Annotated in this window: 23 protein-coding genes and 1 pseudogene; 12 read left to right on the top strand and 12 right to left on the bottom strand. The window is 37.3% G+C overall.

Going from position 1 to position 25,413, the window contains the following annotated elements:
- Positions 1-2: 2 nt before the first annotated feature.
- From EJK17_RS06520 to yjeM, 6 genes and pseudogenes are all read left to right on the top strand, one after another.
- Complete coding sequence (locus EJK17_RS06520; protein ID WP_103661893.1) at positions 3-836, top strand: hypothetical protein; 834 nt, start codon at positions 3-5, stop codon at positions 834-836.
- A 186-nt stretch (positions 837-1,022) separates the two neighbouring features.
- Positions 1,023-2,213, top strand: a complete 1,191-nt coding sequence (tuf, locus tag EJK17_RS06515; RefSeq protein WP_103661894.1) for an elongation factor Tu — start codon at positions 1,023-1,025, stop codon at positions 2,211-2,213.
- Positions 2,214-2,365: 152 nt separating this feature from the next.
- Positions 2,366-3,694 (top strand): trigger factor, encoded by a 1,329-nt coding sequence (tig, locus tag EJK17_RS06510; protein ID WP_103661895.1) that lies wholly within the window; start codon positions 2,366-2,368, stop codon positions 3,692-3,694.
- Between the two features lie 139 nt (positions 3,695-3,833).
- Positions 3,834-5,108: an ATP-dependent Clp protease ATP-binding subunit ClpX gene (gene clpX, locus EJK17_RS06505; protein ID WP_127796291.1), complete on the top strand. Its 1,275-nt coding sequence runs from the start codon at positions 3,834-3,836 to the stop codon at positions 5,106-5,108.
- Positions 5,098-5,682, top strand: coding sequence for a ribosome biogenesis GTP-binding protein YihA/YsxC (yihA, locus tag EJK17_RS06500; RefSeq protein ID WP_103661897.1), 585 nt, complete (start codon positions 5,098-5,100; stop codon positions 5,680-5,682). The genes clpX and yihA overlap by 11 nt, the downstream gene beginning before the upstream one ends.
- Positions 5,683-5,798: 116 nt before the next feature.
- Positions 5,799-7,303: pseudogene (yjeM, locus tag EJK17_RS06495) on the top strand (glutamate/gamma-aminobutyrate family transporter YjeM).
- A gap of 65 nt (positions 7,304-7,368) precedes the next feature.
- On the opposite strand, the gene EJK17_RS06490 reads toward yjeM, so the two are convergent.
- Complete coding sequence (locus tag EJK17_RS06490) at positions 7,369-8,976, bottom strand: Mbeg1-like protein (RefSeq protein ID WP_103661899.1); 1,608 nt, start codon at positions 8,974-8,976, stop codon at positions 7,369-7,371.
- Between the two features lie 356 nt (positions 8,977-9,332).
- Here EJK17_RS06490 and EJK17_RS06485 point away from each other — a divergent pair, with 356 nt between their 5' ends.
- Positions 9,333-10,955: an ABC-F family ATP-binding cassette domain-containing protein gene (locus EJK17_RS06485; RefSeq protein ID WP_103661926.1), complete on the top strand. Its 1,623-nt coding sequence runs from the start codon at positions 9,333-9,335 to the stop codon at positions 10,953-10,955.
- Between the two features lie 31 nt (positions 10,956-10,986).
- Here EJK17_RS06485 and EJK17_RS06480 read toward each other — a convergent pair whose 3' ends face one another.
- Positions 10,987-11,133 carry an SPJ_0845 family protein gene (locus tag EJK17_RS06480; protein ID WP_103661900.1) on the bottom strand — a complete coding sequence of 49 codons (147 nt, stop codon included), beginning with the start codon at positions 11,131-11,133 and terminating at the stop codon, positions 10,987-10,989.
- Between the two features lie 192 nt (positions 11,134-11,325).
- Between EJK17_RS06480 and EJK17_RS06475 the strand changes: the two genes are divergently transcribed.
- Positions 11,326-11,841: an SA1002 family membrane protein gene (locus tag EJK17_RS06475; RefSeq protein ID WP_103661901.1), complete on the top strand. Its 516-nt coding sequence runs from the start codon at positions 11,326-11,328 to the stop codon at positions 11,839-11,841.
- Between the two features lie 39 nt (positions 11,842-11,880).
- Here the strand turns inward: EJK17_RS06475 and EJK17_RS06470 are convergent, their stop codons facing one another.
- The 3 genes from EJK17_RS06470 to EJK17_RS06460 are packed head-to-tail and all read right to left on the bottom strand — an operon-like array spanning position 11,881 to position 15,025.
- Positions 11,881-12,810 (bottom strand): nucleoside hydrolase, encoded by a 930-nt coding sequence (locus EJK17_RS06470; protein WP_103661902.1) that lies wholly within the window; start codon positions 12,808-12,810, stop codon positions 11,881-11,883.
- A 34-nt stretch (positions 12,811-12,844) separates the two neighbouring features.
- Positions 12,845-14,293 carry a 6-phospho-beta-glucosidase gene (locus EJK17_RS06465; RefSeq protein WP_103661903.1) on the bottom strand — a complete coding sequence of 483 codons (1,449 nt, stop codon included), beginning with the start codon at positions 14,291-14,293 and terminating at the stop codon, positions 12,845-12,847.
- Positions 14,294-14,320: 27 nt separating this feature from the next.
- Positions 14,321-15,025, bottom strand: a complete 705-nt coding sequence (locus EJK17_RS06460; protein ID WP_103661904.1) for a GntR family transcriptional regulator — start codon at positions 15,023-15,025, stop codon at positions 14,321-14,323.
- Positions 15,026-15,299: 274 nt separating this feature from the next.
- Here EJK17_RS06460 and EJK17_RS06455 point away from each other — a divergent pair, with 274 nt between their 5' ends.
- Both EJK17_RS06455 and EJK17_RS06450 read left to right on the top strand, forming a co-directional pair.
- On the top strand, positions 15,300-15,635 hold the full coding sequence (locus EJK17_RS06455; protein ID WP_103661905.1) for a PTS sugar transporter subunit IIB: 336 nt from the start codon (positions 15,300-15,302) through the stop codon (positions 15,633-15,635).
- A gap of 21 nt (positions 15,636-15,656) precedes the next feature.
- Entirely contained in the window at positions 15,657-16,028 is a 372-nt protein-coding gene (locus EJK17_RS06450) for a PTS lactose/cellobiose transporter subunit IIA (protein WP_103661906.1), read from the top strand.
- Positions 16,029-16,097: 69 nt separating this feature from the next.
- Here the strand turns inward: EJK17_RS06450 and EJK17_RS06445 are convergent, their stop codons facing one another.
- From EJK17_RS06445 to EJK17_RS06415, 7 genes are all read right to left on the bottom strand, one after another.
- Positions 16,098-16,508: a DUF3284 domain-containing protein gene (locus EJK17_RS06445; RefSeq protein ID WP_103661907.1), complete on the bottom strand. Its 411-nt coding sequence runs from the start codon at positions 16,506-16,508 to the stop codon at positions 16,098-16,100.
- 97 nt (positions 16,509-16,605) lie between these two features.
- Positions 16,606-18,087, bottom strand: coding sequence for a glycoside hydrolase family 1 protein (locus EJK17_RS06440; protein ID WP_103661908.1), 1,482 nt, complete (start codon positions 18,085-18,087; stop codon positions 16,606-16,608).
- A gap of 10 nt (positions 18,088-18,097) precedes the next feature.
- The gene (locus tag EJK17_RS06435; protein WP_103661909.1) at positions 18,098-18,820 is read right to left on the bottom strand and encodes a GntR family transcriptional regulator; all 723 of its coding nucleotides are present in this window, start codon (positions 18,818-18,820) and stop codon (positions 18,098-18,100) included.
- Between the two features lie 168 nt (positions 18,821-18,988).
- A complete protein-coding gene (locus EJK17_RS06430; protein WP_103661910.1) occupies positions 18,989-19,234 on the bottom strand; it encodes a hypothetical protein in 246 nt (81 codons plus the stop codon).
- A 15-nt stretch (positions 19,235-19,249) separates the two neighbouring features.
- A complete protein-coding gene (locus EJK17_RS06425) occupies positions 19,250-20,674 on the bottom strand; it encodes a PTS sugar transporter subunit IIC (protein WP_103661911.1) in 1,425 nt (474 codons plus the stop codon).
- On the bottom strand, positions 20,674-22,056 hold the full coding sequence (locus EJK17_RS06420) for a glycoside hydrolase family 1 protein (RefSeq protein ID WP_103661912.1): 1,383 nt from the start codon (positions 22,054-22,056) through the stop codon (positions 20,674-20,676). Before EJK17_RS06420 ends, EJK17_RS06425 begins: the two co-directional genes overlap by 1 nt.
- A gap of 140 nt (positions 22,057-22,196) precedes the next feature.
- On the bottom strand, positions 22,197-23,054 hold the full coding sequence (locus tag EJK17_RS06415; RefSeq protein WP_103661913.1) for an ROK family protein: 858 nt from the start codon (positions 23,052-23,054) through the stop codon (positions 22,197-22,199).
- 140 nt (positions 23,055-23,194) lie between these two features.
- On the opposite strand from EJK17_RS06415, the gene EJK17_RS06410 reads away from it, so the two are divergent.
- Together EJK17_RS06410 and coaBC are read left to right on the top strand one after the other, a co-directional pair.
- Entirely contained in the window at positions 23,195-23,800 is a 606-nt protein-coding gene (locus tag EJK17_RS06410) for a DUF4767 domain-containing protein (RefSeq protein WP_127796290.1), read from the top strand.
- Between the two features lie 7 nt (positions 23,801-23,807).
- Positions 23,808-24,983, top strand: coding sequence for a bifunctional phosphopantothenoylcysteine decarboxylase/phosphopantothenate--cysteine ligase CoaBC (gene coaBC / locus EJK17_RS06405; RefSeq protein ID WP_103661915.1), 1,176 nt, complete (start codon positions 23,808-23,810; stop codon positions 24,981-24,983).
- Positions 24,984-25,413 lie beyond the last annotated feature (430 nt).

The following is a 25,413-nucleotide window of genomic DNA, read 5'->3' as shown; positions in this document are numbered from 1 at the left end:
GTATGGTTTCATTAAGTCAAGAAAATTTGATGAAACTTGCTGAAGAAAACGAAAAGAATCACAACTTAACAGGTGCCATTCAGAACTTATTAGAAGCTCTAAGAATGCATCACGATACGCAAATTGTTTTGCGTTTATGTGATTTATATTGTCGTAATAAGCAAGAAGATCAGGCCTACACCTTAATTAAGGAAGAACCTGATCTTTTTTCTGACCAGCAAGTTTATTTAGAATATTTCAATGTTTTAGCAGCAAATCATTTTTTGATTGAGGCTTTGCAAGTAGAACATGTTAGTGGACGTAAAGCCCCACTTCAAGTAACTCCAGCTAGTGACCAAGATCAAAAGATGATTATGGATTTATTTAAGCGGCAGAAGAATATTAGTCAATTTGATTATGAACAGTTATTGAAGTTAAACTTGATTAATTTTAAGTCTTTTGCACAAAGCTTATTATTAGATCCAAGTCAAAATTTTGCGGTTCGTTTAGCAATTTGCGAAGACTTGGTTCGTCTAGGCGTTACAGAAGAAGTCAAAGTTTGGGTTATTGGAAAAATGCAAGCTTTTATTCCTGCTGAAACAGTCTTGTTAGAGAAAAATACTATTTATCAAGAAGTGATTGCTTCTTTAGGTAGTAAATTTAGAAATAATCCTAGTCAATTGCCACTAATGTTAGGAGAGGCAAATCTTATTTTTGGTAGTCTTTATCCAATGATTTCAAGCTATATCAAGGATCCTGATAGTTTTACGAGTGATCTGGTTTCTTTTCTTGAAACAAAAAATGGTCGAAGCCATCAGGAGCTACTTGAAAAAATTTATCAAAATTTACCGCAATAATTTTAGGCAAAAAGGTTTACTTTTTGAAAGGATTTAGTATAATTAGCTAAGGTTATTTTCATTAAGGCATGGCGTTAGCATTTTATACTAGGCATTTGCCGATGAAAGTAGTACAATATTCAACAGAGAATTATCCGTTAACTTATCTCAACGGACTTCTTGCAAAATTACAGGAGGGTCATTTTAATGGCAGAAAAAGAACATTACGTTAGAACTAAGCCACACGTAAACATTGGTACTATTGGTCACGTTGACCACGGTAAGACTACTTTAACTGCAGCTATTACTACTGTTTTAGCTGAAAAAGGTTTGGCACAAGCTGAAGATTATTCACAAATCGATGCTGCACCAGAAGAAAAGGAACGTGGTATCACTATTAACACCGCCCACGTAGAATACGAAACTGAAAATCGTCACTACGCTCACATGGACGCTCCAGGCCACGCCGACTACATCAAGAACATGATTACCGGTGCTGCACAAATGGATGGTGCTATCTTGGTTGTTGCTGCAACTGATGGTCCAATGCCACAGACTCGTGAACACATTTTGCTTGCTCGTCAAGTTGGTGTTAACTACATCGTTGTATTCTTGAACAAGTGTGATTTGGTTGACGATCCAGAACTTATCGACTTGGTTGAAATGGAAGTTCGTGACTTGTTAACTGAATACGATTACCCTGGTGACGATATTCCAGTTGTTCGTGGTTCAGCTTTGAAGGCTTTACAAGGCGACAAGGAAGCTCAAGAACAAATCATCAAGTTGATGGACATCGTTGATGAATACATCCCAACTCCAGAACGTGAAACTGATAAGCCATTCTTAATGCCAGTTGAAGACGTATTTACTATCACTGGTCGTGGTACAGTTGCTTCAGGTCGTATCGACCGTGGTACTGTTAAGGTCGGTGACGAAGTTGAAATCGTTGGTTTGGTAGACAAGGTTCTTAAGTCAGTTGTTACTGGTTTGGAAATGTTCCACAAGACTTTGGACTTGGGTGAAGCCGGCGATAACGTTGGTGTATTGCTTCGTGGTATTGACCGTGACCAAGTTGTTCGTGGTCAAGTTTTGGCTGCACCTGGTTCAATTCAAACCCACAAGAAGTTTAAGGGCCAAGTTTATATCTTGAAGAAGGAAGAAGGAGGCCGTCACACCCCATTCTTCTCAGACTACCGTCCACAATTCTACTTCCACACCACTGATATTACTGGTGAAATTGAATTGCCAGAAGGTACTGAAATGGTTATGCCTGGTGATAACACTGAATTCACTGTTGAATTGATTAAGCCAGCTGCCATCGAAAAGGGTACTAAGTTCACTATCCGTGAAGGTGGTCGTACCGTTGGTGCCGGTCAGGTTACTGAAATCCTTGACTAATTTCTAACGATATAGAAAAAGAGATGTACTTCCTTAAGAAGTACATCTTTTTTTGCTCAAAATTTGTTTTTTGTTGCCGTTTAAGGTAAGATAACTTAGTATGCAAGTAGCAAACTAGCAAACTCAAATTTGACATTGGAGGTATTTAATTAATGTCTGTAAAATGGGAAAAGACCGGTAAGACTACCGGTGAACTTACTTTTGATATTTCACAAGATGAAATCAAATTAGGCTTAGACCAAGCTTTTAGAAGAGTAAAGAAGAATTTGCGTGTTCCTGGCTTTAGAAAGGGTCACGTTTCTCGTGTTATTTTTGATCAATACTACGGTGAAGAAGCTTTATATGAAGATGCTTTGAACTTAGTATTGCCAAATGCATACTCAGCAGCTGTTAAGGAAGCTAAGATTGAAGCTGTTGGCCAACCACAAATCGTACCTGTATCAATGGATAAGGGTAAGGACTGGACTATGAAGGCTACAGTTTCAGTTCAACCAGAAGTTGAATTAGGTGAATACAAGGGTATCGAAGTTCCAAAGCAAAACACTCGTGTTTACGCTAAGGATGTTGATGCTGAACTTGACAAGCGTCGTGAACAAAATGCTGAACTTGTTCTTAAGAAGGGCAAGGCAGCAAAGGGCGATACTGTAACTATCGACTACAAGGGTACTATTGATGGCAAGGCCTTCGATGGTGGTTCTGCAGAAAACTACTCACTTGAATTAGGTTCAAACGTATTTATTCCAGGCTTTGAAGACCAACTTGTAGGTCACAAAGCTGGCGATGATGTTGATGTAGTAGTAACTTTCCCTAAGGATTACGGTGCAAAGGATTTAGCTGGTAAAGAAGCACACTTTGCAACTAAGATTCACGAAGTTAAGTCAAAGCAACTTCCTAAGTTAGATGACGAGTTTGCCAAAGACGTTGATGACTCAGTGGAAACTCTTGATGAATTAAAGGACAAGATCAAGAAGAACTTGAAGAGTCAAAAAGAAGCAGAAGCTAAGGATGCAGTTCAAGAAGCAGCTATTGAAGGTGCTGTAAAGAACGCTAAGATCGACGAAATTCCTGATGCAATGATTCAAGAAGATGTTGACACTCAATTGAACCAATACTTAGGTAACATGCAACGTCAAGGTATTGACCCACAAACTTACTACAAGTTAACCAATACTAACGAACAACAATTACGTGCCCAATTTGCTAAGGATGCTGCAGAAAGAGTTAAGACTAACTTAGTTCTTGAAGCTATCGTAGCTAAAGAAGGCCTTAAGGCAACTAAGGATGAAATTGATAAGGAAATCAAGGACTTGGCTGCTGAATACAACATGGATGAAAAGATGGTTCGTAACACCTTGAGTGATGACATGTTGACTCACGACATTACTGTACGTAAGGCTATGGACTTAGTTACTAACGAATCAAAGCAAGTAGCTAAATCAAAAGTTAAAGAAGAAAAGGAAAGCAAGAAGTCTGACAAGTAATTAAACTAGACTAAAACTTGGTTTTTCAATCAAAAGACGACTGTAAAGCAGTCGCCTTTTATTTTTCTGTGTTAAATTTTTCTCTTATTGTGTATTTTATGATAACCTTAAATCTGTAGATATTAGGAGGAATGTTTTTATGGCAACACAGTTTACAGATCAAGAAGAGATTAAGTGCTCGTTTTGTGGTAAAACTCAAGATCAAGTCAAGAAAATGATTGCCGGTAACGGTGTTTACATTTGTAATGAATGTGTTGACTTATCCAAGAAAATTATTGATGATGAATTGCGAGCAGATTCTGTTAAACAAGCCCGCAATTTACCTAAGCCAATGGAAATAAAAAAGGAATTGGATGAATATGTAATTGGTCAGGATCGAGCTAAACGTGTCCTCTCAGTAGCTGTATATAACCACTACAAGCGAATTGGACAAATGGACGTTGACTCGTCTACGCAATTGCAAAAGTCCAATATTGCCTTAATTGGGCCTACTGGATCTGGTAAAACTTATTTAGCTCAGACTCTTGCTAAAATATTGGATGTTCCGTTTGCTATTGCTGATGCAACTACTTTAACTGAAGCAGGGTATGTTGGGGAAGACGTAGAAAATATCTTGCTTAAGTTGCTTCAAAATGCAGATTACGATTTGGAAAGAGCACAAAGAGGGATTATTTATATCGATGAAATCGATAAGATCTCTAAGAAGGCTGAAAATGTTTCAATTACTAGAGATGTTTCCGGTGAAGGTGTTCAACAATCATTGTTAAAAATTTTGGAAGGTACCATTGCTTCTGTTCCACCTCAAGGAGGACGTAAGCACCCTCAACTAGAAATGATTAGAATGGATACTTCTAATATTTTATTTATTGTTGGTGGTGCCTTTGATGGTATTGAACAAATTGTTAAAAATCGCTTAGGGAAAAAGACAATAGGTTTTGGTGCTGAAAATCAACTGAATAAAGTAAATGCTGATGAATGGACTCATTATTTAACTACTGGTGATCTAGTAAAATTTGGAATGATTCCAGAATTCATTGGCCGAATTCCTGTTATTACTACTTTGGATAAGCTTAATAGTAAAGACCTAATTCGGATCTTGACTGAACCTAAGAATGCTTTGGTAAAGCAATACCAAAAGTTGCTTTCTCTTGATGATGTAAAATTAACCTTTACTGAGGGTGCCCTTCAAGCCATTGCTGACTTAGCTATTCAACGTAATATGGGAGCTCGTGGCTTAAGAACCATCATTGAAAATTCATTAATGGATGTTATGTACAAGACCCCAAGTGAAAAAGATATTGAAGAAGTAGAAGTAACTAAAGATGTTATTACGCGTCATTCTCAGCCAAGAATAACGCGGAAAGAAGATAATGAAAAACCGGAAAGTGTAAAGGCCTCCACTAATGATCATTAAAGATAGTAAATATGCTGTCAGTGCTGTCAAAGAAAGCCAATATCCCAAAGATGATTTGCCTGAAATTGCTCTAGCAGGTCGCTCAAACGTGGGAAAGTCTAGCTTGATAAATACCCTACTTAAGAGAAAAAATCTTGCTAGAACCTCTTCTCAGCCGGGAAAAACGCAAACACTAAATTTCTACTTGGTAAATGATTCATTTTATCTAGTAGATGTGCCTGGCTATGGCTATGCAAAGGTCTCACGTAAGCAAAGAGAAGCCTTTGGTGAGATGATTCAAGACTATTTAGAGACTAGAGCTAACTTGCAGGGGCTCATTATTTTAGTTGACAGTCGTCACGAACCGACCAAAGATGATATTGCTATGTATGAGTACGCCCAATATTTAAATTTGCCAATTTTGGTCGTATGCACTAAGATTGATAAAATTAAGAAGAGTCAGGTTAATAAAGTGCAGGCTAATTTAGCTAAAACACTTGATTTAAGTTATGATAATGTAACTGTCTTAACTTTTAGTTCAGTAACTAAGCTTCACGTGAAAGAGCTAGGAGATTGGATTGAAGCTCATCTGTAATAATCTGAAAAACGTTGTCGTATGACAACGTTTTTTCTTAACAAGATATTAAAAGCGCTGTCATAAGTCTAACTTAATGCTAGGATAAAGTTGGCTTTAGGAAAGTAGGCTTAATTGTGGAAGAGGACAATCAACAAAAAAATTTAACTGTAACCAGTTTGGTCTTAATGATCATTACCACGGTTTATGGTTTTGGAAATGTATCGGTCTCTTATGAACAAATGACATATGCAGGAATTATCTGGTTTATTCTTGCAGGTATTTGTTTCTTTTTCCCAGCAGGATTAATGATGGCTGAATATGGTTCAGCTTTTCACGATGCCCAAGGTGGGATTTATTCTTGGCTTGCAGGCTCAATTGGTGAAAAGTGGGCCTTTATCGGGACTTTTGTTTGGCTAGCTAACTGGGTTTTATGGTTAGTATCCAGTGCTTCAAGGCTTTGGATTACGATCTCTGCTTTTCTCTTTGGTAAAGATACAACCCAGAGTTGGTCAATCCTAGGTTTGCATGGCACACAGTTAATCGGAGTTCTAGCAATTCTGTTTATGCTCTTATCAACTTATTTATCCTCGCGAGGGATGACGGGAATTAAAATCATGTCCTCAATTGGTGGGGTCTTTATGATTGTCATGAATGCAATCTTCATTCTGGCCAGTTTAGTCATCATCATTATGAATCATGGTCAGTTAGCCCAACCAATTAATGGCTTAAGTAGTTTTATCATTTCTCCTAATAAGGCATTTCAAACACCAATTACGATCATTTCCTTCGTTGTATATGCGGTCTTTGCTTACGGCGGAATGGAAACAGTAGGTGGTGTGATTAACAATATGAAAAAGCCTGAGAGAGATTTCCCAAAAGGCTTAATCATTGGATCACTATTTACCATTATTTCTTATGTATTGATGATATTTATGACTGGTTTCTCAGTTAATTACCAACAAGATATCCTTCATGGTACAGCAAATACAGGAAATATTACTTACGTGGTCTACGGAACTTTAGGTAAAGCACTGGGAACTGCTTTGCATTTAAATATGGCTACAGCCTTAGTCATTAGTAAGGTTTTTGTTAGAGCGATTGCTTTATCAGGTTTAATGGGGATGACAGGAGCATTCTTTGTTTTACTTTATTCACCGATTAAATCATTTATTATGGGCTCTGATCCACGTCTGTGGCCTAAGGCTGCTACTAAGTTAAATAAACATGATTTTCCAGCCAATGCAATGTGGGCACAAAGTATATTTGTTTGTCTCTTAATTGCAGTTGTTTCTTTTGGTAGTAAAGCAGCGACAGATTTCTATCAAATTTTAACTGATATGGGCAATGTAGCCGCTACAGCGCCTTATATTTTCTTGATAGGTGCTTTTCCTTTCTTCTTGAAAAAGACTACCCACGCAAGTTTAGGGTCTTTACCAACTATCGTTGGACAGTGGCTTTAGTTATTTTTGTTGAAATTATTGTTTGCACGGGAATTATCTTCACTGTTGTTCAACCAATTCTAGAACATCATTATGCCACTGCTTTTTGGACAGGCTTTGGTCCCGTCTTCTTTGCCTTGGTAGCTTACGTCTTCTATATAATCAGTAAGAAGAAGCATGGGTTAACTGATTTAAATTAAAGTTTAGTTTAGACAACTAAAAAAGCTCAAAATTCTGAAAGTGAATTTTGAACTTTTTATTTTGTCTAACGATGTTTACGCGGTATTTTTTTTCTTTGTAAGAAGACTTCACCAATCAGTTTAAAGAAGCCATAAGCAATTAGTAGTGCTCCGGCAATGACAATTGAGCGTTTAGTAAAGTATTGCGGATTTACAATGACAATAATTCCTAAGGCAAAGGCAATTAGCGCCTCGATTGCTGTAATAATTACATGAAAAACTCCTTTAATGCGACGTAAAATTAGTTGTCGGATCCGAATATAGGAGTAAATAATTAAGAACGTACCTAGGAAATAGTGTGCCAGAAAAATTAATAAACGATTATTTGAAATTAAAGCTACCGAAAGGGCAAAAATAATTAACCAACTGACAATAAAGAAGCGTTTTTGCCGATTTTGCAATTTAGATTGAGCAGTATCAATGATCTGCTTAACGCTGTAGCCGATTCCTGCAAAAGCAACTAAGATCCCAAATGCGCGTAAAGCATATTGGGGAACAGTTAAGGAAATAATCCCTAAAACCAGCATTACCCAGCCAATAATTGAATCGACTGTAAAGAGAGTCGAAGAGATGTGGCTCTTAATATTTTGCCAGATAGCTGAGAATAAACTACCGAAGACAAAACGAGTTCTTCTCGAGGACCCAGTTAAAGAAAATAAAATTGCTCCAAAGCCTCCAAACCCGTTTTTATTTAGCTGATTGATTTTGTCTGAACCACTAGCTGCTAATGAATCAAAGAGATCATTAGTTAAACTTTCACGTTCAGTTAACGTTGCATCCCCAATCCAATCATTAATCAACTGATTATAAATTCTCGCTTTTGGATTACGGTGCTTTTCAGTAGAAAAATGAGAACCATTGACAGTCCATGAAAAAGCATCATGCTGAGCTAAGCCTGGTCGAGAAGAGTCGACGATTACTGGTTTGATGGTCTGGGGTTCAAACAAGCGACCAATAATACTGAATTCTGGTACAAAACGCTTCAGCTTTTCTTGTAAAAACTTACTTGGTAGTTGAGCACCAACTTCTTTAGCAATACCAGGTGAGTCAAAGGTATAAATATAATCAATCCGGTTACGGAATTTAGGTTCAATATTAATTGCAGCATATTCGGCCAAATTTCCGCCTTTTGAATGTCCACCTAAGAGATAATGCTGGTCATCGTGGCGCATGATTTTTTCCAGATATTCTTTAGCTTGCTTTTGAGCAATCGTGGTTTTGAAACTAATTTCAAAATCTTCTTTCCAGCCAACCAATGAGTCATCGGTTCCTCTGAAAGAAATAAAATTGGTCCCATCTTCAAGTTGAATTTTGATCGCGCTGAATTGGGTCTGATCAGTTAAAGTATTAACAAAATTGGAAAGTTTAGCATTTTTAAAGCGATCAGCTTCGGCCATCAATTTTAATAAACGTTGATAGTAAACATGATCGTTATTATCATAATTAGGTGCAAAGTAACGCTTGGCTGCCTCACTAATGGTGATCGTTTTATTACCAGAGGAGACAATTTTAGGTAGATCTAAATACGAAAAAACCGCTAAAACAAGCGCGTCAATTTCATTAAAAGGTGCTTTAGCCAGGTCAATATCGCCTCGCCATTTAAGATAGGAAAAAATATTGTTATCAGGATACAAAATATCACCTTCAAAACAAAAAATTGTCATAATTACTAATTCAATTTTAACTTAATAACTTGGCTCTGTATATTTTTGAGGCAATAATTCAAATAAATTTAAAAAATACTATAACATTTGTTATATTTATGCTAAAATAAAACCAGGTAGAAGGGGATACAACTACCTGGTGCTGGGGCATCTAAGGACTTTACAAATTACATAAGACCCGGCAACTAGTATAACAAATAATTTTTTATAAAGATACTGTAAAAGATTATTTTATAAGATTTTTTCAAAGTCATCTCAATTAAGATGGCTTTTTTCTTTTTGTTTGCTATACTTATTTGAATATTTAATTGCGGAGGATGAACATTTTGATTACCATTTCTGATTTAAGTCTTAATTTATCGGGGAAAACTTTATATGAGGATGTTAATTTAAAATTTACACCAGGTAACTGTTATGGTGTCATTGGTGCTAACGGTGCTGGAAAGTCTACCTTTTTAAAACTACTTGAAGGTAAGATTGAACCAACCACTGGCACGATTAATATTGACCCTAATGAAAGAATGTCCAGCTTAAACCAGGACCACTTTGCCTTTGAAAATTTCACAGTAATGGAGACTGTGATTCAAGGCCATCATGAACTCTACCAGGTGATGAAAGAAAAAGATGCCTTATATGCAAAGCCTGATTTTAGTGACGAAGATGGGGTTAAAGCTGCTGAACTAGAAAGTAAATTTGCTGAACTTGATGGCTGGAATGCGGAGGCTGATGCTGCTAAACTTTTGCAATCAATTGGAATTCCAGAGAAGTTGCATCAAACCTTAATGAGTGAATTGCCAGAAGCGGATAAGGTTAAAGTCTTGCTTGCCCAAGCTTTGTTTGGTAATCCGGATATTTTATTACTTGACGAGCCAACTAACGGGTTAGACGTTCACACTGTTGAATGGTTAGAAAATTTCTTAGCTGATTATCAAAATATTGTGATCGTTGTTTCTCACGACCGGCATTTTTTGAATCAAGTATGTACGCAAATGTGTGATGTTGATCGGGGTAAGATTCAGTTATACGTTGGTAACTATGATTTTTGGTATCAATCAAGTAAACTTGCCACTGAGCTTGCTGCCAATCAAAATGCCAAAAAAGAAGAAAAAATCAAAGAACTACAAGAATTTGTGGCACGCTTTTCTGCTAATGCTTCTAAGTCCCGGCAGGCAACTTCACGTAAGAAGCAATTAGAAAAAATTACACTTGAGGATATTAAGCCATCTTCACGTAAATATCCGTTTGTTAAATTTGAATTGCACCGTGATTTAGGTAATGATCTCTTAAGAGTCGAGAATGTTTCGTATAGTGTTGATGGTGAAAAGATTCTCGATAACGTGTCATTTATCGTACGTCCAGGTGATAAAGTTGGGCTTCTTTCACGTAATACTTTGGCAACAACTGCCTTAATGAATATCTTGGCTGGTAAAGTTAAACCTGATAGTGGTACTGTTACTTGGGGACAGACGACGGCTTTTAATTACATGTCACGCGATTTAAATGCCAATTTCAACAATGATGAATTAACAATTTTAGATTGGTTAAGACAATATGCCAACAAAGAACAAGATGATAATACTTTCTTGCGTGGCTTTCTTGGTAGAATGCTCTTTAGTGGGGATGAGATTGAGAAGAAGATCAAAGTGCTCTCTGGTGGAGAAAAGGTTCGTTGCCAATTGTCACGTATGATGCTTGAACCAGCTAATGTGTTAATTATGGATGATCCAACTAATCATTTAGATTTGGAATCAATCACTTCGCTTAATGATGCTTTAAAAGCTTATCAAGGTTCGATTATCTTTACTTCTCATGACCATGAATTTTTGCAAACTATTGCTGATCATATTATTGAAGTAGGGCCAAAAGGAATCGTGAGCCGGAAGGATACAACTTATGACGAATTCATAAATAGCCCAGATGTGCAAAAGCAAGTTGAAGCAATTTACTAATGAAAAAAGCTAGGCCGCAGCCTAGCTTTTTCTATTTCTTATCTTTATCGTCTTTATTTTTATCCTTTTCAGCTTCTTTTTTGTGTTTGTTCATTGGTGACTTTTTAGGGTCAGGAACAGTCGCAAATTTATCAAGCATTTTCGCTAAGTTATTTGGATTATCAAAAGTTAAGCCCATAATTCTCTTCCTTTCATTTGTTAAACCGATTATATAAAAAATTTGCTTGAGATGCTAGTCTTCTTACTTAAAGGGGTTAACTAATGTATCTGAGTATCCTATAATAAATAACATAGAGTTTAAAGATCTATAAAATGAATCCAGAAGATAGGTGCGTCGCCTATCTTTTTTCTTGTAAAGGAGAAGTTAAAAATGCGGGTCACTTACGTTTTTGGAGCGATTGCGGTAATTGCACTAATCTTAGTTTTATTTCGCTCAGAGAACCGATTTCAGTGGATTAAAGCTGGTATCTTGTTTATTGGGCAAATTTTCTTTAGTACAATTAATTTCTTAATTTTCTTTGTCATTGCTTATTGGATGATGAATAATCGGGACCATGTTAATTTAGGTAATCTGTTTCTTCTTTTGGCAATTTTCGTGATTTTATCTGGTATTTTGCTTTATTGGGGCATGCGGATGGTTAAACATGTGCTTAAATTTTCAACGACAACTTTAACATTGATTGAATATTACATTCAATGGAGTTTAATTTACGTGACCGTTTATCAAGCAATTTTTTCCAACATTAAGCGAATTTCGACGATTACTGAATTCATTCGGGTAGGGAATTTCTTAGATCCAAATTTATTGGTGGTAATCGTGTTACCATCCTTTATTTCGGCGTGGATTGCGGTTATCTTATTTAAGAAGCATATTAAGGCAATATAAAAATCATCCCCACCAGGGATGATTTTTTTACTACGATATTTATTTTGTTCGCTCCAAGATAGCATCCATCTTTTTGAAAAAGAGCTCCTTATTAGCTTTTGTTACAATCTCAACTTCACGACCATTTGCATCGTGTTTAAAGCTGCCGGCACTCAAGCCATCGGTAATGACAGTTGCCTTGGCTTTTTTAGTTTCAACGACCTCTGGATAAAGGGCGCTAACAGTCGTTAAAACGTCCCACAGATATAATTCTGCCATTGGAACAGAGATAATTAAGCTATAACCTTGTCCAACTAAATCCATTGCTGGATAGCGTCGTAAACTAGCCCAGTGTTGCCTTAATTCATCATTTAAAGGAATTTCTTCAGTGCTTTCCAGACTGACCATTTGAATTGTAATTTCTGATTCAAAGACACGTTTAACAGCATAAGGATCCCAAAAGGCATTCCATTCTTGACTGCCATCAGCATTAACCATTGCTACGTTTCCATGGCCATCAAGTGAACCACCCATCCAATAAAGTTTCTTAATATGTTGTTCAATTTCTGGCTCGGCATCAAGTGCCCGCGCTAAATCAGTCAGTGGACCAGTCATGATTAAGGTTACCGGTTCTTTGGCTTGCTTTAACTTTTCTACCATGTCGAGATGGGCAGGTAATTCAGCTTGAGGAGTAGTAACACTGCCTTTTTCATTCAAAATTGGTAAATAGTTGAAGGAGTAGGTAGCCATTCGCCAGTCATGAGGAAATTGGTTGACGGCACGTGAATTAGAACGAGCTACTGCCAACTTATCTCCACGCAAATTAAATAAGTCGGTCATTTTACGACAAGCTTCAACTGAGGGATCAATGAAACCATCAGCATCAATAGCGCCCACACCTAATAGTTTGATATCTGGAGCTTGTAGAAGTACTAGATAAGAGACTAAATCATCAATATTGCCATCGTGATTAAAGTAAATTTCTTTCATAAATTTGGCCTTTCTAAAATTCAGAATAACTAACCTAATTATCTAAATTTTGACCGTTAGAAGCAATGACTTTCTTATACCAGAAGAAAGAATCTTTACGTAAGCGCGCTAAAGTCCCTTCGCCAGCATCATTTTTGTCAACATAGATAAAACCATAGCGCTTGTCCATTTGCCCGGTACCAGCTGAAACTAAGTCGATGCAACCCCATGGCAGATAGCCCATTAAGTTGACGCCATCAAGTTCAACTGCTTTTTCCATTTCTGAGATATGACTTCTTAAGTAGTCGATTCTGTAGTCGTCGTGAATTTTGCCGTCTTCAACCTTATCGTAAGCACCAAGTCCATTTTCAACAATGAACAGTGGCTTGTGGTAACGATCTTGTAATTGGTTTAAAGCAATTCTTAAACCTTCTGGGTCAATTTCCCAGCCCCAATCACTGCGCTTTAAAGTAGGGTTCTTAGCAACAGCCTTAGCTAAATCAGTTAAATCATTTGGCTTAACTTTTTCGCTAGAAACTGTAGTAGTTTGGTAGTAGCTAAAGCCAACGTAGTCAACTCTACCTTCTTTTAAGACAATTCGATCTTCATCGGTAATGTCGGGACGGTAACCGTTTCTTTCGATGTAAGCTTCAACTGCATTTGGATATTCACCAAAGACATGAACATCTGAGAACCAGTCACGGCGTTGTTCCCATTTGTCAGCTAAAAGAACGTCGTCACTTGATGGAGTAAGTGGACGAACAGGTGAGTAGTTAATCATGCAACCAATCTTGAAGTTAGGATTGATCTTGTGACCGATCTTAACCGCTAAGGCAGAGGCAACTAATTCATAATGTCCAGCTTGATACATGGCAGCTTCTTTATCCTTGTCAGTCATGCCATCTTTGAAAAGAATACCGGAGTTAGTAGCCATTAAGAAGTCATTGTTAAATGCTGATTGGTTATCGATTTCGTTAAAGGTCATCCAATACTTAACCTTGTTCTTGTAACGTTTGAAACAAACTTCCGCAAAGCGTACAAAGAAGTCGATTACCTTACGGTTAGTAAAACCGCCATAATTCTTAGCCAAGTTAAATGGCATTTCAAAATGGGAGAGGGTAATGACAGGTTCAATGCCGTATTGATGACAAGTATCAAATAAATCGTCATAGAACTTTAAACCTGCTTCATTAGGTTCTTGTTCATCACCATTAGGGAAAATTCTAGTCCAGGCGATCGAAGTTCTAAAAGCTTTGAAGCCCATTTCAGCCATTAACTTAAGATCTTCTTTGTAGTGATGGTAAAAGTCAATTGCTGAGTGATTAGGGTAGTTTTTATCTGGAAGAACACCATCGGTAATTTCACGTGGCTTAGTAGCAGACCCAACAGTCATCACATCGGCAACAGAAACACCTTTTCCGCCTTCTTTCCATGCACCTTCAAGTTGGTGAGCAGCTACAGCACCGCCCCATAAAAAATTCTTTGGCATTTTTGCTGAAAACATAAACATAAACCTCACTTTTAAATTAAGTTAACTATTATTAACGGTTAAAACGCCGCGATCATAACGATTACGTGATTCAGAAATTTCAAAAGGTGTTCCATCTTCTAAATAAGCATTTTGTTTGACACATAACACTGGATCATCGCTGCGGCAATTTAAATACTGCATGTCATAAGCATCAGCTTTATCAGCAGCAATAATACGGTCATCCTTACCAATTTTTAAGCCTAAATTATCTTGAATGTAAGAATAAATCGAACGATGTAAAATGTCGCGGTTTAATCCAGGGATGCGCGTAACTGGCATGACTGTATATTCGAGCTTAGCAGAATGGTTATCAAGCAAGCGTTGGCGAATAATATCATAGACTTGTTCTTTGGGACTAATATTTAACGCGCAGGCTTCATCATGAGTAGGCTTACGGGTTTGAAAAGAAATGATATGGCTACTGACAACACCACTACCATTGATATGTTTAGTAAAGCCATCATTTTCTGAAGTCCCTGAATTAAGAAAAATATTAGGGATTTCTTTTGAAAGAATATAAGTCCCGTGGCCTTTAACAGTTTTGATTAAATGCTTTTGTGAAAGCAATTTTAGGGCGTGAACAATAGTTACGCGACTAGTGTGATATTTGTCAGCTAGATAGAATTGCTCAGGTAATTTATCGACATATTTTTTCTCAATAATATCTTTTTCAATAGCAGTTGCAATTTCGCGATAACGACTCATCTTAGCCTCCTTTCGAAACTATATGTTAAGAAAAATATTACATATATCTATCTCTATGATAACAATTTGTTAAAAAATTGAAAGCGGTTGCTGATGTAAAAAACTTAATAAAAAATTTGCCTTGAATAAACATGATAAGACTAGGGTTTTTAGAGACAAAGTATATACTTCCTTTTTCGTATGTCTATAAAAGCGTTTACAGTAATCTGCAAACGCTTTATAATATGTTTTGTAAAGAAACAAGTAAAAAATCGTTTTTAGGAGAATTTTTATTATGGCAGAACAAACAATTATGCTTAATTGTAGTGCAGGTATGAGTACTTCACTTTTAGTAACTAAGATGCAACAAGCTGCAAAGGCTGATGGCATTGATGCTAAAATTTTTGCTTGTCCAGCTTCAGAAGCTGATCAACACATTCAAAATGAAGAAATTGACTGTGTCTTGCTTGGGCCTCAAGTAAGTTACATGCGTGGTGACTTTGAAAACAAAGTTAAGGGTGCTGGTAAAGATGGCAAGGATATTCCTTTAGACGTCATTGACATGCAAGCTTACGGCATGATGGACGGCGAAAAGGTCTTAAAGCAAGCTGAAAGCTTAATTAACGGCTAACACAAGAAAGAGAGATATTATATGGCAGAAAAAAAGAAACAAACTCCAGAAGAAAAAGAACAAGCAACTTTGATGGCTGCGATGGGGTTAATTGCCAATGGTGGTAATGCCAAGAGTTTAGCTTTTGAAGCTATTCGCTTAGCTAAAAAAGGCGATATTGCTGGAGCGCGTGAAAAGTTAAAGGAATCAGATAAATCCTTGCTTGAAGCTCATAATTCTCAAACAGGGATGTTGACTAAAGAAGCTCAAGGCGATCATATGCATGTAACTTTACTTGTGGTGCACTCCCAAGACCATTTAATGAATGCAATTACCTTTAGAGACTTGGCTGGAGAAATGGTTGATCTTTATGAAAAGCTATATAAATCCGGTGCTCTTAAAGAAGAAAATTAACATCTATTAACTATTAACAAATAAAAATGACTACAAATTTTTAAGCTTGTAGTCATTTTTCGTATCTTTTTAATTGGCTAGATGAGCATACACATTATCTGCCATCCGTTTCAATTCACGTTTAGCTCCCATTTTTAATTGGAAGTTATAAAACATAGTTTGCAATTTACCATGGTGTTCTCGATCAAAACTAAGCATATCTTCGGAGAAGGTGATTTTGACACCGTCCGCGATGTCTTCCGTCACATATTTAATGACAATGTCCATTCCACGTGTTTGAAAGCGAGCCGCGTAAAGCTTATTTCGCTCATAGTCAGTAATTTCTACTTTAGCATCAGCCATTTCATATTTAGTGCCTTTGGTTAAAGTCACAGGAAGATTATTACCGCGGGCTTTTTTGATCGTAGGTACTAATTGAGCTTCTAAGTAATTAAAAAAGTCCTTCGCCTTAAAGTTATATTGTCGTGTAATTGTGATCAATTCTTTTACTCTCTATTCTATAAAACTTATCAAGTTCATTATATTTTCTTGAAAAAATAGAGTCTAGCTCTTTTTAAAGTTAGGCTCTATTATTTTATTAAGCTAAGTCTTGTCCATTGGAAGCAATGACTTTTTTATACCAATAGAATGAATCTTTAGGGTAGCGTTTGAGTGAACCATGGCCGCGATCATCACGGTCGACATAAACAAAGCCGTAGCGCTTCTTCATTTCACCAGTACCGTTGGATACCAGGTCGATTGCTGACCACATGGTATAACCCATTAAGTCAACGCCATCTAAGCTAACTGCTTCTTCCATTGATTTGATTTGAGCACGAAGATATTTAATTCGATAATCGTCATGGATTTTACCATCTTCGAATTTATCTGCCCAGCCAAGGCCATTTTCGACCACCCAGAGAGGCTTATGATATCTTTCCCATAACTCATTTAAGCCCAAGCACAAGACATCTGGATCAGTTGCCCAGCCCCAAGCATTAGTTTCTAGATAAGGGTTAGTAATATTACCTGCGCTGACATTACCAGCTGCTTTAGCGTCATTAGCATGAGTAGTAACAACGTTTGAAGTGTAGCAAGAAAAACTTAAAAAGTCGCAAGGGTACTTCTTCAGTAATTCGTAGTCTTCGGGACGATCATCTAGCTTGATGCCATCACGTTCATATTTCTTTAGTCGACTAGTAGGGTAATATCCACGCATTTGCACATCAGAGTAAAAGAGCATGTCTTGCTTAGCCTTCATGACCAATAATTGATCGGCAGGATCACAAGTGTAAGGATAAATCGCACTGTAGGCCAGCATCATCCCAACTTGGTTGTGAGCATCAATTTCATGGGCAATTTTGACAGCTTTACTGCTGGCAACAAATTGATTGTGAGCTCCTTGAGCACGATTTTGTTCACTACCATCAATTAGACCGCCTCCCATGTAAGGAGCCATATCCATGGCGTTAATTTCATTGAAAGTCAGCCAGTATTGGACCTTACCTTGATAATGTTTCATGACAATTTCGGCATAGTGGGCAAAGGCATCAATCAGGTGCCGATCCTTCCAACCGCCAAAACGTTGAATTAGTGATAATGGCGTTTCATAGTGGGAGAGAGTTACCAGTGGTTTAATGCCATATTTAGCACATTCGTCAAAGACTTGATCATAGAAGGCTAATCCTGCTTCATTTGGTTTTTCGTCATCACCATTTGGTAAAATACGTGACCAGTTCATTGAAAGACGGAAAACGTCAAAGCCCATTTCAGCCATATATTTAATGTCTTCTTTGTAATGGTGATAAAAGTCAGTGCCTTGATGACTAGGGTAGTAGTAACCGTCAACTAATTGTGGCACAGCACCTTCTGGTAATTTAAATTCGCCAGGCCCCCAATGTAAATCAGTGGTGCCAACTTCGCCGTCTGGTGTTTTCCAGGTAGCCTTCCGCGCCTCAGTGGCTGAACCATTAGTTAAGACATCAACTGCGTTTAAGCCTTTGCCGCCTTCATCGTAACCACCTTCATATTGGTTAGCGGCACTAGCGCCACCCCACATAAAATCTTTATTTAAACTCATTTATGAACCTCTAAAATCTATTATTTTCTACAGTAATGTAACTTCTTCTGTCATAGCGATTCTTACTAGTAGAGTATTCAATTGGTTGACCGTTAGTTAGCCAAACAATTTGTTGTAACTCCAAAATGGGATCATCTTTTTTAGCATCTAAATATTTTTCATCATATTCGTCAGCCTTAACAGCAGAAATTCGCCGATAAGCATGACCAAACTGCAAGTTTAGCTTTTCATGAATGTAGTCATAAATCGAATCTAAGAGGATATCTTGATCCAGATCAGGGACCAATTTAACGGGCATATAAGTATGTTCTAAGGTTAGTGGCTCATTGTTGTATAAACGTAAGCGGCGAATATTATAGACTGGTTCGCTACGCTTAAGATCTAAATATTCTTGAATTTTTTCGTTAGGAAATTCAATAGAGAAGAGAATTACTTTACTAGAAACTTGTTCTTTACCCATTTGGTTCCGCAAACCGATAAAAGCGTTGGCAGGGGCATCGATACCCTCCTTAATTGGAATTTCACCTAACACAAAAGTTCCTAGTCCCGATTGCTTATAAATTAGGCCTTTTCGATCTAACCCATCTAAGGCCTTTTTAACAGTTAAGCGACTAACGTTAAACTGTTTTGCTAAAGTTTGCTGATCGGGAAGGGGATTACCTTTTTTAAAAGTACCATCCATAATTTTTGCTTCGATTGCTTTAGCGATTTCAAGATATTTAGCTTTTACCATTTGTATCAACCAACTTTACTAAAAATATTTATTTTAAAATCATATATCTATACATTTAATTATATGCTTAGATTCTTTTTTCTACACATAAAAAGCATTACTGAATGGTCTACTGATAAAAAAGAGATGTTGCTTAAATCAGGTAACATCTCTTTTTCCTATTCAACTTTAAGCTTGTAATTCCTTTATTCCATTTTCGATGGCTTCATCACAGTCAATTGGAAGTCGAAGAATCATTTGACCATCAACTTCGATTCCTTTTGGTAATTGGATTACACCAGGGAAGTGGTAACCATGATGAGCTTTAGTTTCATCATCTAAATAAACTGATACTTGACCGTCAGCTTTGACGCCGATTTTGAAGTGATGACCATCGCGGTCAAATTCGTTAACAATCTTTTCGTTGTTGTTCAATGTTTAGCACCTCGCTTATTTATTTTCTTTGGCAGCATTAGCTTGTTCACGTTTAAGCAAAATATTGTCGTATTTCTTAGCAAATGGCCAGTAAATCAAGGTTGAAATGACTAGGGTACATGCCTGCCAAATGGCCATCTTCCAACCGCCGATTAAGAATCCGGAAATAACTGCTGGTGTAGTCCAAGGGGCGGCCATTCCGTTTAATGGTGGAACAATACCGAACTTAATGACGCAGTAAGTAGAAATAGCAACTACAATTGGAGTCAAGAAGAATGGAACTGCTAAGAATGGGTTCATAACGATTGGCATCCCGAAGAGGAATGGTTCGTTAATGTTAAAGATACCAGGTACTAATTCCAATTTACCAAGTGATTTCAATTGGGCAGATCTTGCGGCGATAACTGTGAAGACAACCAAACCAAGAGTAATACCTGAACCAGTTAAGTTGATGAAATTGTTGTAGAACTCGTTAGTTACAACGTGAGCTCCGTTAGCAATGGTTAACTTACCAGCACGGTATAATTCAGCGTTATCAAATGAGTTAGCTTGTAATAATGAACCAACTAAAGAACCAACGATTAAACCACCGTGGACACCAAAGAACCAGAAGAATGGTACTAAGAAGGCAATCGCAACGGCACCACCAAATGAGTCTGATAAACCTTGCAAAGGAATTTGAACAGTGTTGTAAACCCATTGTAAGTAGTCAGTATGAGCAAAGGTATTGAAGGCACCGTAGATAAGCATCGTGGCAATCAAAATTACGCCAGCTGGAATCATCGCAGTGAATTGGTTAGAAACTGCAGGTGGAACTTGCTTAGGAAGCTTAATTGTCCAGCCTTTCTTCATCATTGCTGAGTAAGCCCAACCAACGATTAAACCAACAATAATAGCGGCAATCATCCCGTCACCACCAAGCCAGGTGATGTTAATTACACCAGTAACAGGTGCTTCAAGGAAGGACTGTAAAGCATGTGGTAACTTATCAATATTTTCAGTGACCACTTTACCAGTCATTTGACCATTATTGATCCCGCCAGTTAAAGCAGCTTTAAGTGGGTTAGCAATTGATAAAGTTTGCAGCATTAAGAATGAAGCACATGAGGTTAAACCACCAGCTAATGGTTCGAAGCCTACATTCTTAACATAAATATAAGCAATACCGATTGAACCCCAAAGAGCCATAACGTTGAAAGTAACAGTATAGGCTTGATTGAAAATAGCGCCCCAACCAGAAGCATTAATTGCATTTGCAACTGCTGGAATAGGGATATTGGTCAAAATCAAGAAAATAGAACCAATAATAATGAATGGTAAAGTATAAATCATACCATTTTGTAAGGCCACAATGGCCTTGGTATTAACGAATTTCATAATTGGCGGTAAAATTTTCGCATTAACGAATTTACCGAAGCTTGATTGTTTTTGATCAGCCATTATAATTCATCTCCATTATCTTTAAGTACCTTTTGGAACCAATAAAATGATTTCTTCGGTACTCGTTTTAAATCCTTTAAATCATGGTTTGATCTATTAACATAGACGGCACCATATCTTTTCTCCATATCACCATGTGAACTAGGGATGTCGATGAGTCCCCAACCTAGATAGCCTAGAACTTGCGCACCATCAATGAAAATGGCATCTTTCATTGCTTTAATGTGCTCGCGATGATAAGCAATGCGCTCATCATCTTCAATCATGTGTTTTCCATCCCAGGTTTCTTTAAGGCCAATTCCATTTTCGATTGGGAAGATCGGGATGTGGTAATGATTGTACATTGTGATAATGGCATTTTTAAAGCCAAGAGGATCAATTGTCCAACCCCAGTCATTAGTTTTCAAATATTTGCTTGGAACACCACCTTGATTCAAATATCGGTTTGGCGCTACGCCCTTTGGAATTTTCTCAGCTGAAATTACCCAAGAAGAGTAGTAGGAGAAAGCCAAAAAATCGCAACTTGCTTTCTGCATGATTACTTGGTCTTCCTGCGTAATGTCCATTTGAATGTGATGATTTTTCACATATTGTAAAACCTCTGGCGAATAGCCTTGACCAGTATCCGCATCATAAATGTTAAAGTTTAAAAACTCTTGCACTTGTTTAGCAGCCCAAACATCACTTGGCTTGCTGGTTTCTGGATAGATTTGTTGATAGGCTAACATTCCGCCGATCTTTACATCTTGGTAATGCTGATGGATGTAATTAGCAATCCGAATATGAGCTAGCATTGTGTGATGAAAGATGGTGTACATGTCGTCTAAAGACTGATCACCATGTTCATAGCCCGAGATGTTGAAGACTTCGTCTTGGAAATAAAGGTTATGTTCATTAAAGACAATCCAATATTTTACGCGATCAGCGAAATGATCAATCATCTTCTTGCCAAATCTAACAAAAGCATCAACGACGTGTCTTGACATAAATCCGTTATACTTTTTGGCTAAATTTAGTGGCATGTCGAAGTGGTAAAGACAGACCATTGGCTCAATCCCGCGCTTAAGCATGGCATTGATTAGGCGATCGTAAAAATCGATTCCTTTTTGGTTGAATTCACCATCTCCATCAGGACACACCCGTGACCAAGAAATTTGAATTCGATACATGTTCATGTTCATGTCTTTAATCAAATCAAGGTCTTCATCGTAGCGATGATATTCATCAATAGCCACATGCCAGTCACTCGAATTGGCAGTTGATCCGCGAATATCATATACTGAGAGACCTTTACCATCTTCATTCCAGGCGCCTTCAGTTTGTATACTTGAAACTGAATTTCCCCAGAAGAAGGTGCTAGGTAATTTGCGCTTTTCAGTCATTATTTGCTCCCTCTCTGTAAACGCTTACACTTTCTTTACAAGTAAAAGTGTATATTTTTACTTGTAAAGAAAGTGAAAGTATATATTTTTATTAGGAGAACAAAAAAAGCCTGAAAAATCAGGCTTAATCAAAATTTTTATTAATGTTGTTGTTCGAAATTAGCGACAGCTCCACGTAAATTAGCTTCACTCTTCAATTGACAGAGTGCTAAATCAGGCATAATTGCAGCTGGAACTTTTTTGACGATTTTTGCTAAGACACTATTTAATAATGGCAATAATTCTGGATTGTTAGAAATGCCTCCTCCTAAGACAATTTTTTCTGGATCAAAACTATGTTGGATATTAAAAATAGCGACAGCCAATGAATGTAACATTTTATCACGTTCTTCTTCAGCAATGGCATCACCTTGATCAGCAGCTTCAAATAGCTCTTTGCCAGTGAAATTCTTTACTGTTCGTTCATTATAGCGTTTGGCAGAAGCTACAGGTGAGGCTAAAGAAGACAGCTGATCATTGTCAATCATCATATAGCCAAATTCACCACCGTATAAATGTGCACCATGCCAAATTCTTTGATTCATAATCATTGCACCACCAATACCAGTACCGATTACAAAGAAGGCTATGGAATTACATCCTTGTCCACTACCAGCAGCTAGTTCACCTAAAGCAGCACAATTAGCGTCATTTTCAAGCGTGACTGGAAGACTAAATCTTTTTTCTAGTTCGGCCTGAATTTTAAAGTTGTGAATATAAGGTAGAGCACTAGTTCCGCCGATGATACCAGTTTTTTGGTCGACAGCACCAGGAGAGGAAATAGCAACTCCTTTTGCATTAATAGCAGTTTTTGCTTGATTTACCTCTTTAGTTAATACTTGATAAAAACTTTCTAGATCCTTTGGGGTATCAACCGCATGCTCATTAGTTAACTGGCCATTTTTCCAATAGGCTAGCTTAATTGTCGTACCACCAATATCAATTGCCATTAAATTCATAATTTGCTCCTTAAAAATATATACTTTTTAATAGATGATAATTATTTATGTAAGCGTTGTCAAATGCAAACGAGGATTTTCATATTTTTTTAGTTATAAGTTAGATATAATGGAAGTAGTTTGAAAAATGGAGTAAAAAGATGAATCAAAAAGCTTTAGTGGGAGTAGTTGGTTTAGCATTAGTTCTAAGTGGGTGTAGTATGCGTTTTGAAAAAGACGGCATTCATGTGAATGAACCCGTAAAAGTTAAACAAACTAGTTCCAAAAGGAAAATAAAAAAGGTCAAACCAGTTTTAAAGAAGAAACATAAGAAGACTGAAGTAGTAAAGAAAAACTCAACCCTCTGGAATAAACAAAAGTCGCAGATGCTTAATACCTTTATGAAGAAGTGGAGCGCTAAACGGCAACAGAAGTTTACTCCGTACGTAGGCAAAACTTTGACGCTTTCTAGTGGAGCAAAATATCCAGAAGTATTAGAGAAGAGACGATTTGTTTTAGGTAAAAAGACAATTAAAATCGGCTTAAGTCTCAAGGGCGAAAACAAATATGACTATAACGTGGTTGCCATCTATAATGACAATTTTAAAAAACATGGCATGCATCTAACATATTTATTTACTTTGCATCGGGGTAAAGGTGTCATTTTAATTGATGAAAGCAAGAATGTTAATCCACTAGTAGTACATCAAAACTCAGATAAGGATTTGAATAAGGAATTTCAAAGAATAATTAACTTAAAAAAGTAGGGTTGAAATGAAAATTACAGTTTATTTAACTGGCGGAATTGCCATCTACAAGGCAATTGAGGTAGTTCGCGGACTAGAAAAAGAAGGCCATCAGGTCAGAGTAGTCATGACCAAGAACGCGGAAAAATTGGTTACGAGCAATACTTTAGCAGCTTTAACCAAGGCTCCTGTTTTAGATGATCTTTGGACTAAAGAAAACGAGGCCACGATTCCCCATGTTCACTTAGCACAATGGACAGAACTAGCTTTAGTCGTGCCAGCAACCGCTGACTTTATTGCCAAGATGAGTTTAGGGATTGCAGATGATGCAGCTAGTACAACGATTTTAGCAACCGGAGCGCAAAAACTCGTAGTACCGGCTATGAATGATCAAATGTGGTTTAATCCTGCTGTACAGCGCAATTTGACGCAGCTACAAAAAGATGGAGTCAGAATTATGTCACCAGCGGTTGGGATGCTTGCCGAAGGCTATGCTGGTAAAGGGCGCATGCCTGAGCCACAAGAAATTTTAGCGTGGGTGAAGACCAACTTTTCATCAAAGCTAGCTGGGAAAAAGGTTCTAGTTACTGCTGGAGGTACAAGTGAACCAATTGATCCAGTTCGCTATATTGGAAATCGCTCCAGTGGCAAAATGGGGATTGCGCTTGCTGAGGCTGCCCGCGATCAAGGAGCAGAAGTTACGTTAATTTATGGTCATATTACTGTCCAGTTGCCGAGCGGCGTTAAACTAGTTTCGGTTGAAACCAGTGAGGAAATGGAAAAGGCAGTGCTAAATGCTTTCCCTAAGATGGATGCCTTAATTATGGCGGCTGCGGTAGCAGATTGGCGGAGTGAAAAGCCTAGTGCTGAGAAAATAAAGAAAAAGTCTGGTCAAACTAAATTAGATTTAGCCTTAGTGAAAACAAATGATATTCTTCAAAAAGTTAGTCAGTTGAAAAAGGAAGGTCAAATAGTAATCGGGTTTGCTGCAGAAACGCAGGATTTATTGACTAATGCGCAAAAGAAATTGAAGGCAAAGGGCGCTGACTATATCGTTGCTAATGATGTTTCCAAAGGTGTCTTTGGTAGCGATGAAGATCAAGTCATAATTTTGAGTCAAAAGCGCAAAAACACAACTTGGCCTAGAATGACTAAAACCGAAATAGCTCAGAAATTAGTCTCGGAATTGCTGAGTGATTTGTAACATATTTGTAATATAACAAGTGGAATAATAAAATAGTTTTCCTGAAGGCTAATCTAATTGATTGATGATAATAAATAACTAAACCTATACACGACACAAAATTAGCTCTTGTTATCTTACTAAAAACAGGTAAGATAAATGTATGGGAATTAAGAGACTGAAGGGAAAGAGTTGACAAGTGAGAAAGTCAGCCCTTTCTTTTTTTGCTTTTAAAACTATTTTCCGTATAGGATATAAGACAACATATTTTAGCAAAAAAGGCTAGAAGCCTTGATACTAAGGGACTTTATAAAATAGCAACCTTTCAAAAATAATTTGCACTATGAATTGAGAGCGGTAAACTATTGATAGAATATAGTTGATGTAACGGCATATGACTATAAATTGTGGCGAAAAACTATATTCAAATAGGAATTAAGAATCACCAGAG

The organism is Lactobacillus xujianguonis (assembly GCF_004009905.1).
Lineage (GTDB): Bacteria > Bacillota > Bacilli > Lactobacillales > Lactobacillaceae > Lactobacillus > Lactobacillus xujianguonis.
The sequence above is the reverse complement of the archived record's forward strand: the minus strand, read 5'-3'. Positions and strand labels throughout refer to the sequence as shown.

Excerpts from the sequence above, each read along its gene's own strand:
- EJK17_RS06435 (WP_103661909.1), bottom strand. The coding sequence starts at position 18,820 with ATGGTAAAAGCTAAATATCTTGAAATCGCTAAAGCAATCGAAGCAAAA.
- EJK17_RS06475 (WP_103661901.1), top strand. The coding sequence starts at position 11,326 with ATGCGGGTCACTTACGTTTTTGGAGCGATTGCGGTAATTGCACTAATC.
- coaBC (WP_103661915.1), top strand. The coding sequence starts at position 23,808 with ATGAAAATTACAGTTTATTTAACTGGCGGAATTGCCATCTACAAGGCA.
- tig (WP_103661895.1), top strand. The coding sequence starts at position 2,366 with ATGTCTGTAAAATGGGAAAAGACCGGTAAGACTACCGGTGAACTTACT.
- EJK17_RS06465 (WP_103661903.1), bottom strand. The coding sequence starts at position 14,293 with ATGTTTTCAGCAAAAATGCCAAAGAATTTTTTATGGGGCGGTGCTGTA.
- EJK17_RS06460 (WP_103661904.1), bottom strand. The coding sequence starts at position 15,025 with ATGAGTCGTTATCGCGAAATTGCAACTGCTATTGAAAAAGATATTATT.
- EJK17_RS06470 (WP_103661902.1), bottom strand. The coding sequence starts at position 12,810 with ATGAAAGAAATTTACTTTAATCACGATGGCAATATTGATGATTTAGTC.
- EJK17_RS06415 (WP_103661913.1), bottom strand. The coding sequence starts at position 23,054 with ATGAATTTAATGGCAATTGATATTGGTGGTACGACAATTAAGCTAGCC.
- EJK17_RS06410 (WP_127796290.1), top strand. The coding sequence starts at position 23,195 with ATGAATCAAAAAGCTTTAGTGGGAGTAGTTGGTTTAGCATTAGTTCTA.
- tuf (WP_103661894.1), top strand. The coding sequence starts at position 1,023 with ATGGCAGAAAAAGAACATTACGTTAGAACTAAGCCACACGTAAACATT.
- EJK17_RS06440 (WP_103661908.1), bottom strand. The coding sequence starts at position 18,087 with ATGAGTTTAAATAAAGATTTTATGTGGGGTGGCGCTAGTGCCGCTAAC.
- clpX (WP_127796291.1), top strand. The coding sequence starts at position 3,834 with ATGGCAACACAGTTTACAGATCAAGAAGAGATTAAGTGCTCGTTTTGT.
- EJK17_RS06450 (WP_103661906.1), top strand. The coding sequence starts at position 15,657 with ATGGCAGAAAAAAAGAAACAAACTCCAGAAGAAAAAGAACAAGCAACT.
- EJK17_RS06425 (WP_103661911.1), bottom strand. The coding sequence starts at position 20,674 with ATGGCTGATCAAAAACAATCAAGCTTCGGTAAATTCGTTAATGCGAAA.
- EJK17_RS06455 (WP_103661905.1), top strand. The coding sequence starts at position 15,300 with ATGGCAGAACAAACAATTATGCTTAATTGTAGTGCAGGTATGAGTACT.
- EJK17_RS06420 (WP_103661912.1), bottom strand. The coding sequence starts at position 22,056 with ATGACTGAAAAGCGCAAATTACCTAGCACCTTCTTCTGGGGAAATTCA.
- EJK17_RS06520 (WP_103661893.1), top strand. The coding sequence starts at position 3 with ATGGTTTCATTAAGTCAAGAAAATTTGATGAAACTTGCTGAAGAAAAC.
- yihA (WP_103661897.1), top strand. The coding sequence starts at position 5,098 with ATGATCATTAAAGATAGTAAATATGCTGTCAGTGCTGTCAAAGAAAGC.
- EJK17_RS06480 (WP_103661900.1), bottom strand. The coding sequence starts at position 11,133 with ATGGGCTTAACTTTTGATAATCCAAATAACTTAGCGAAAATGCTTGAT.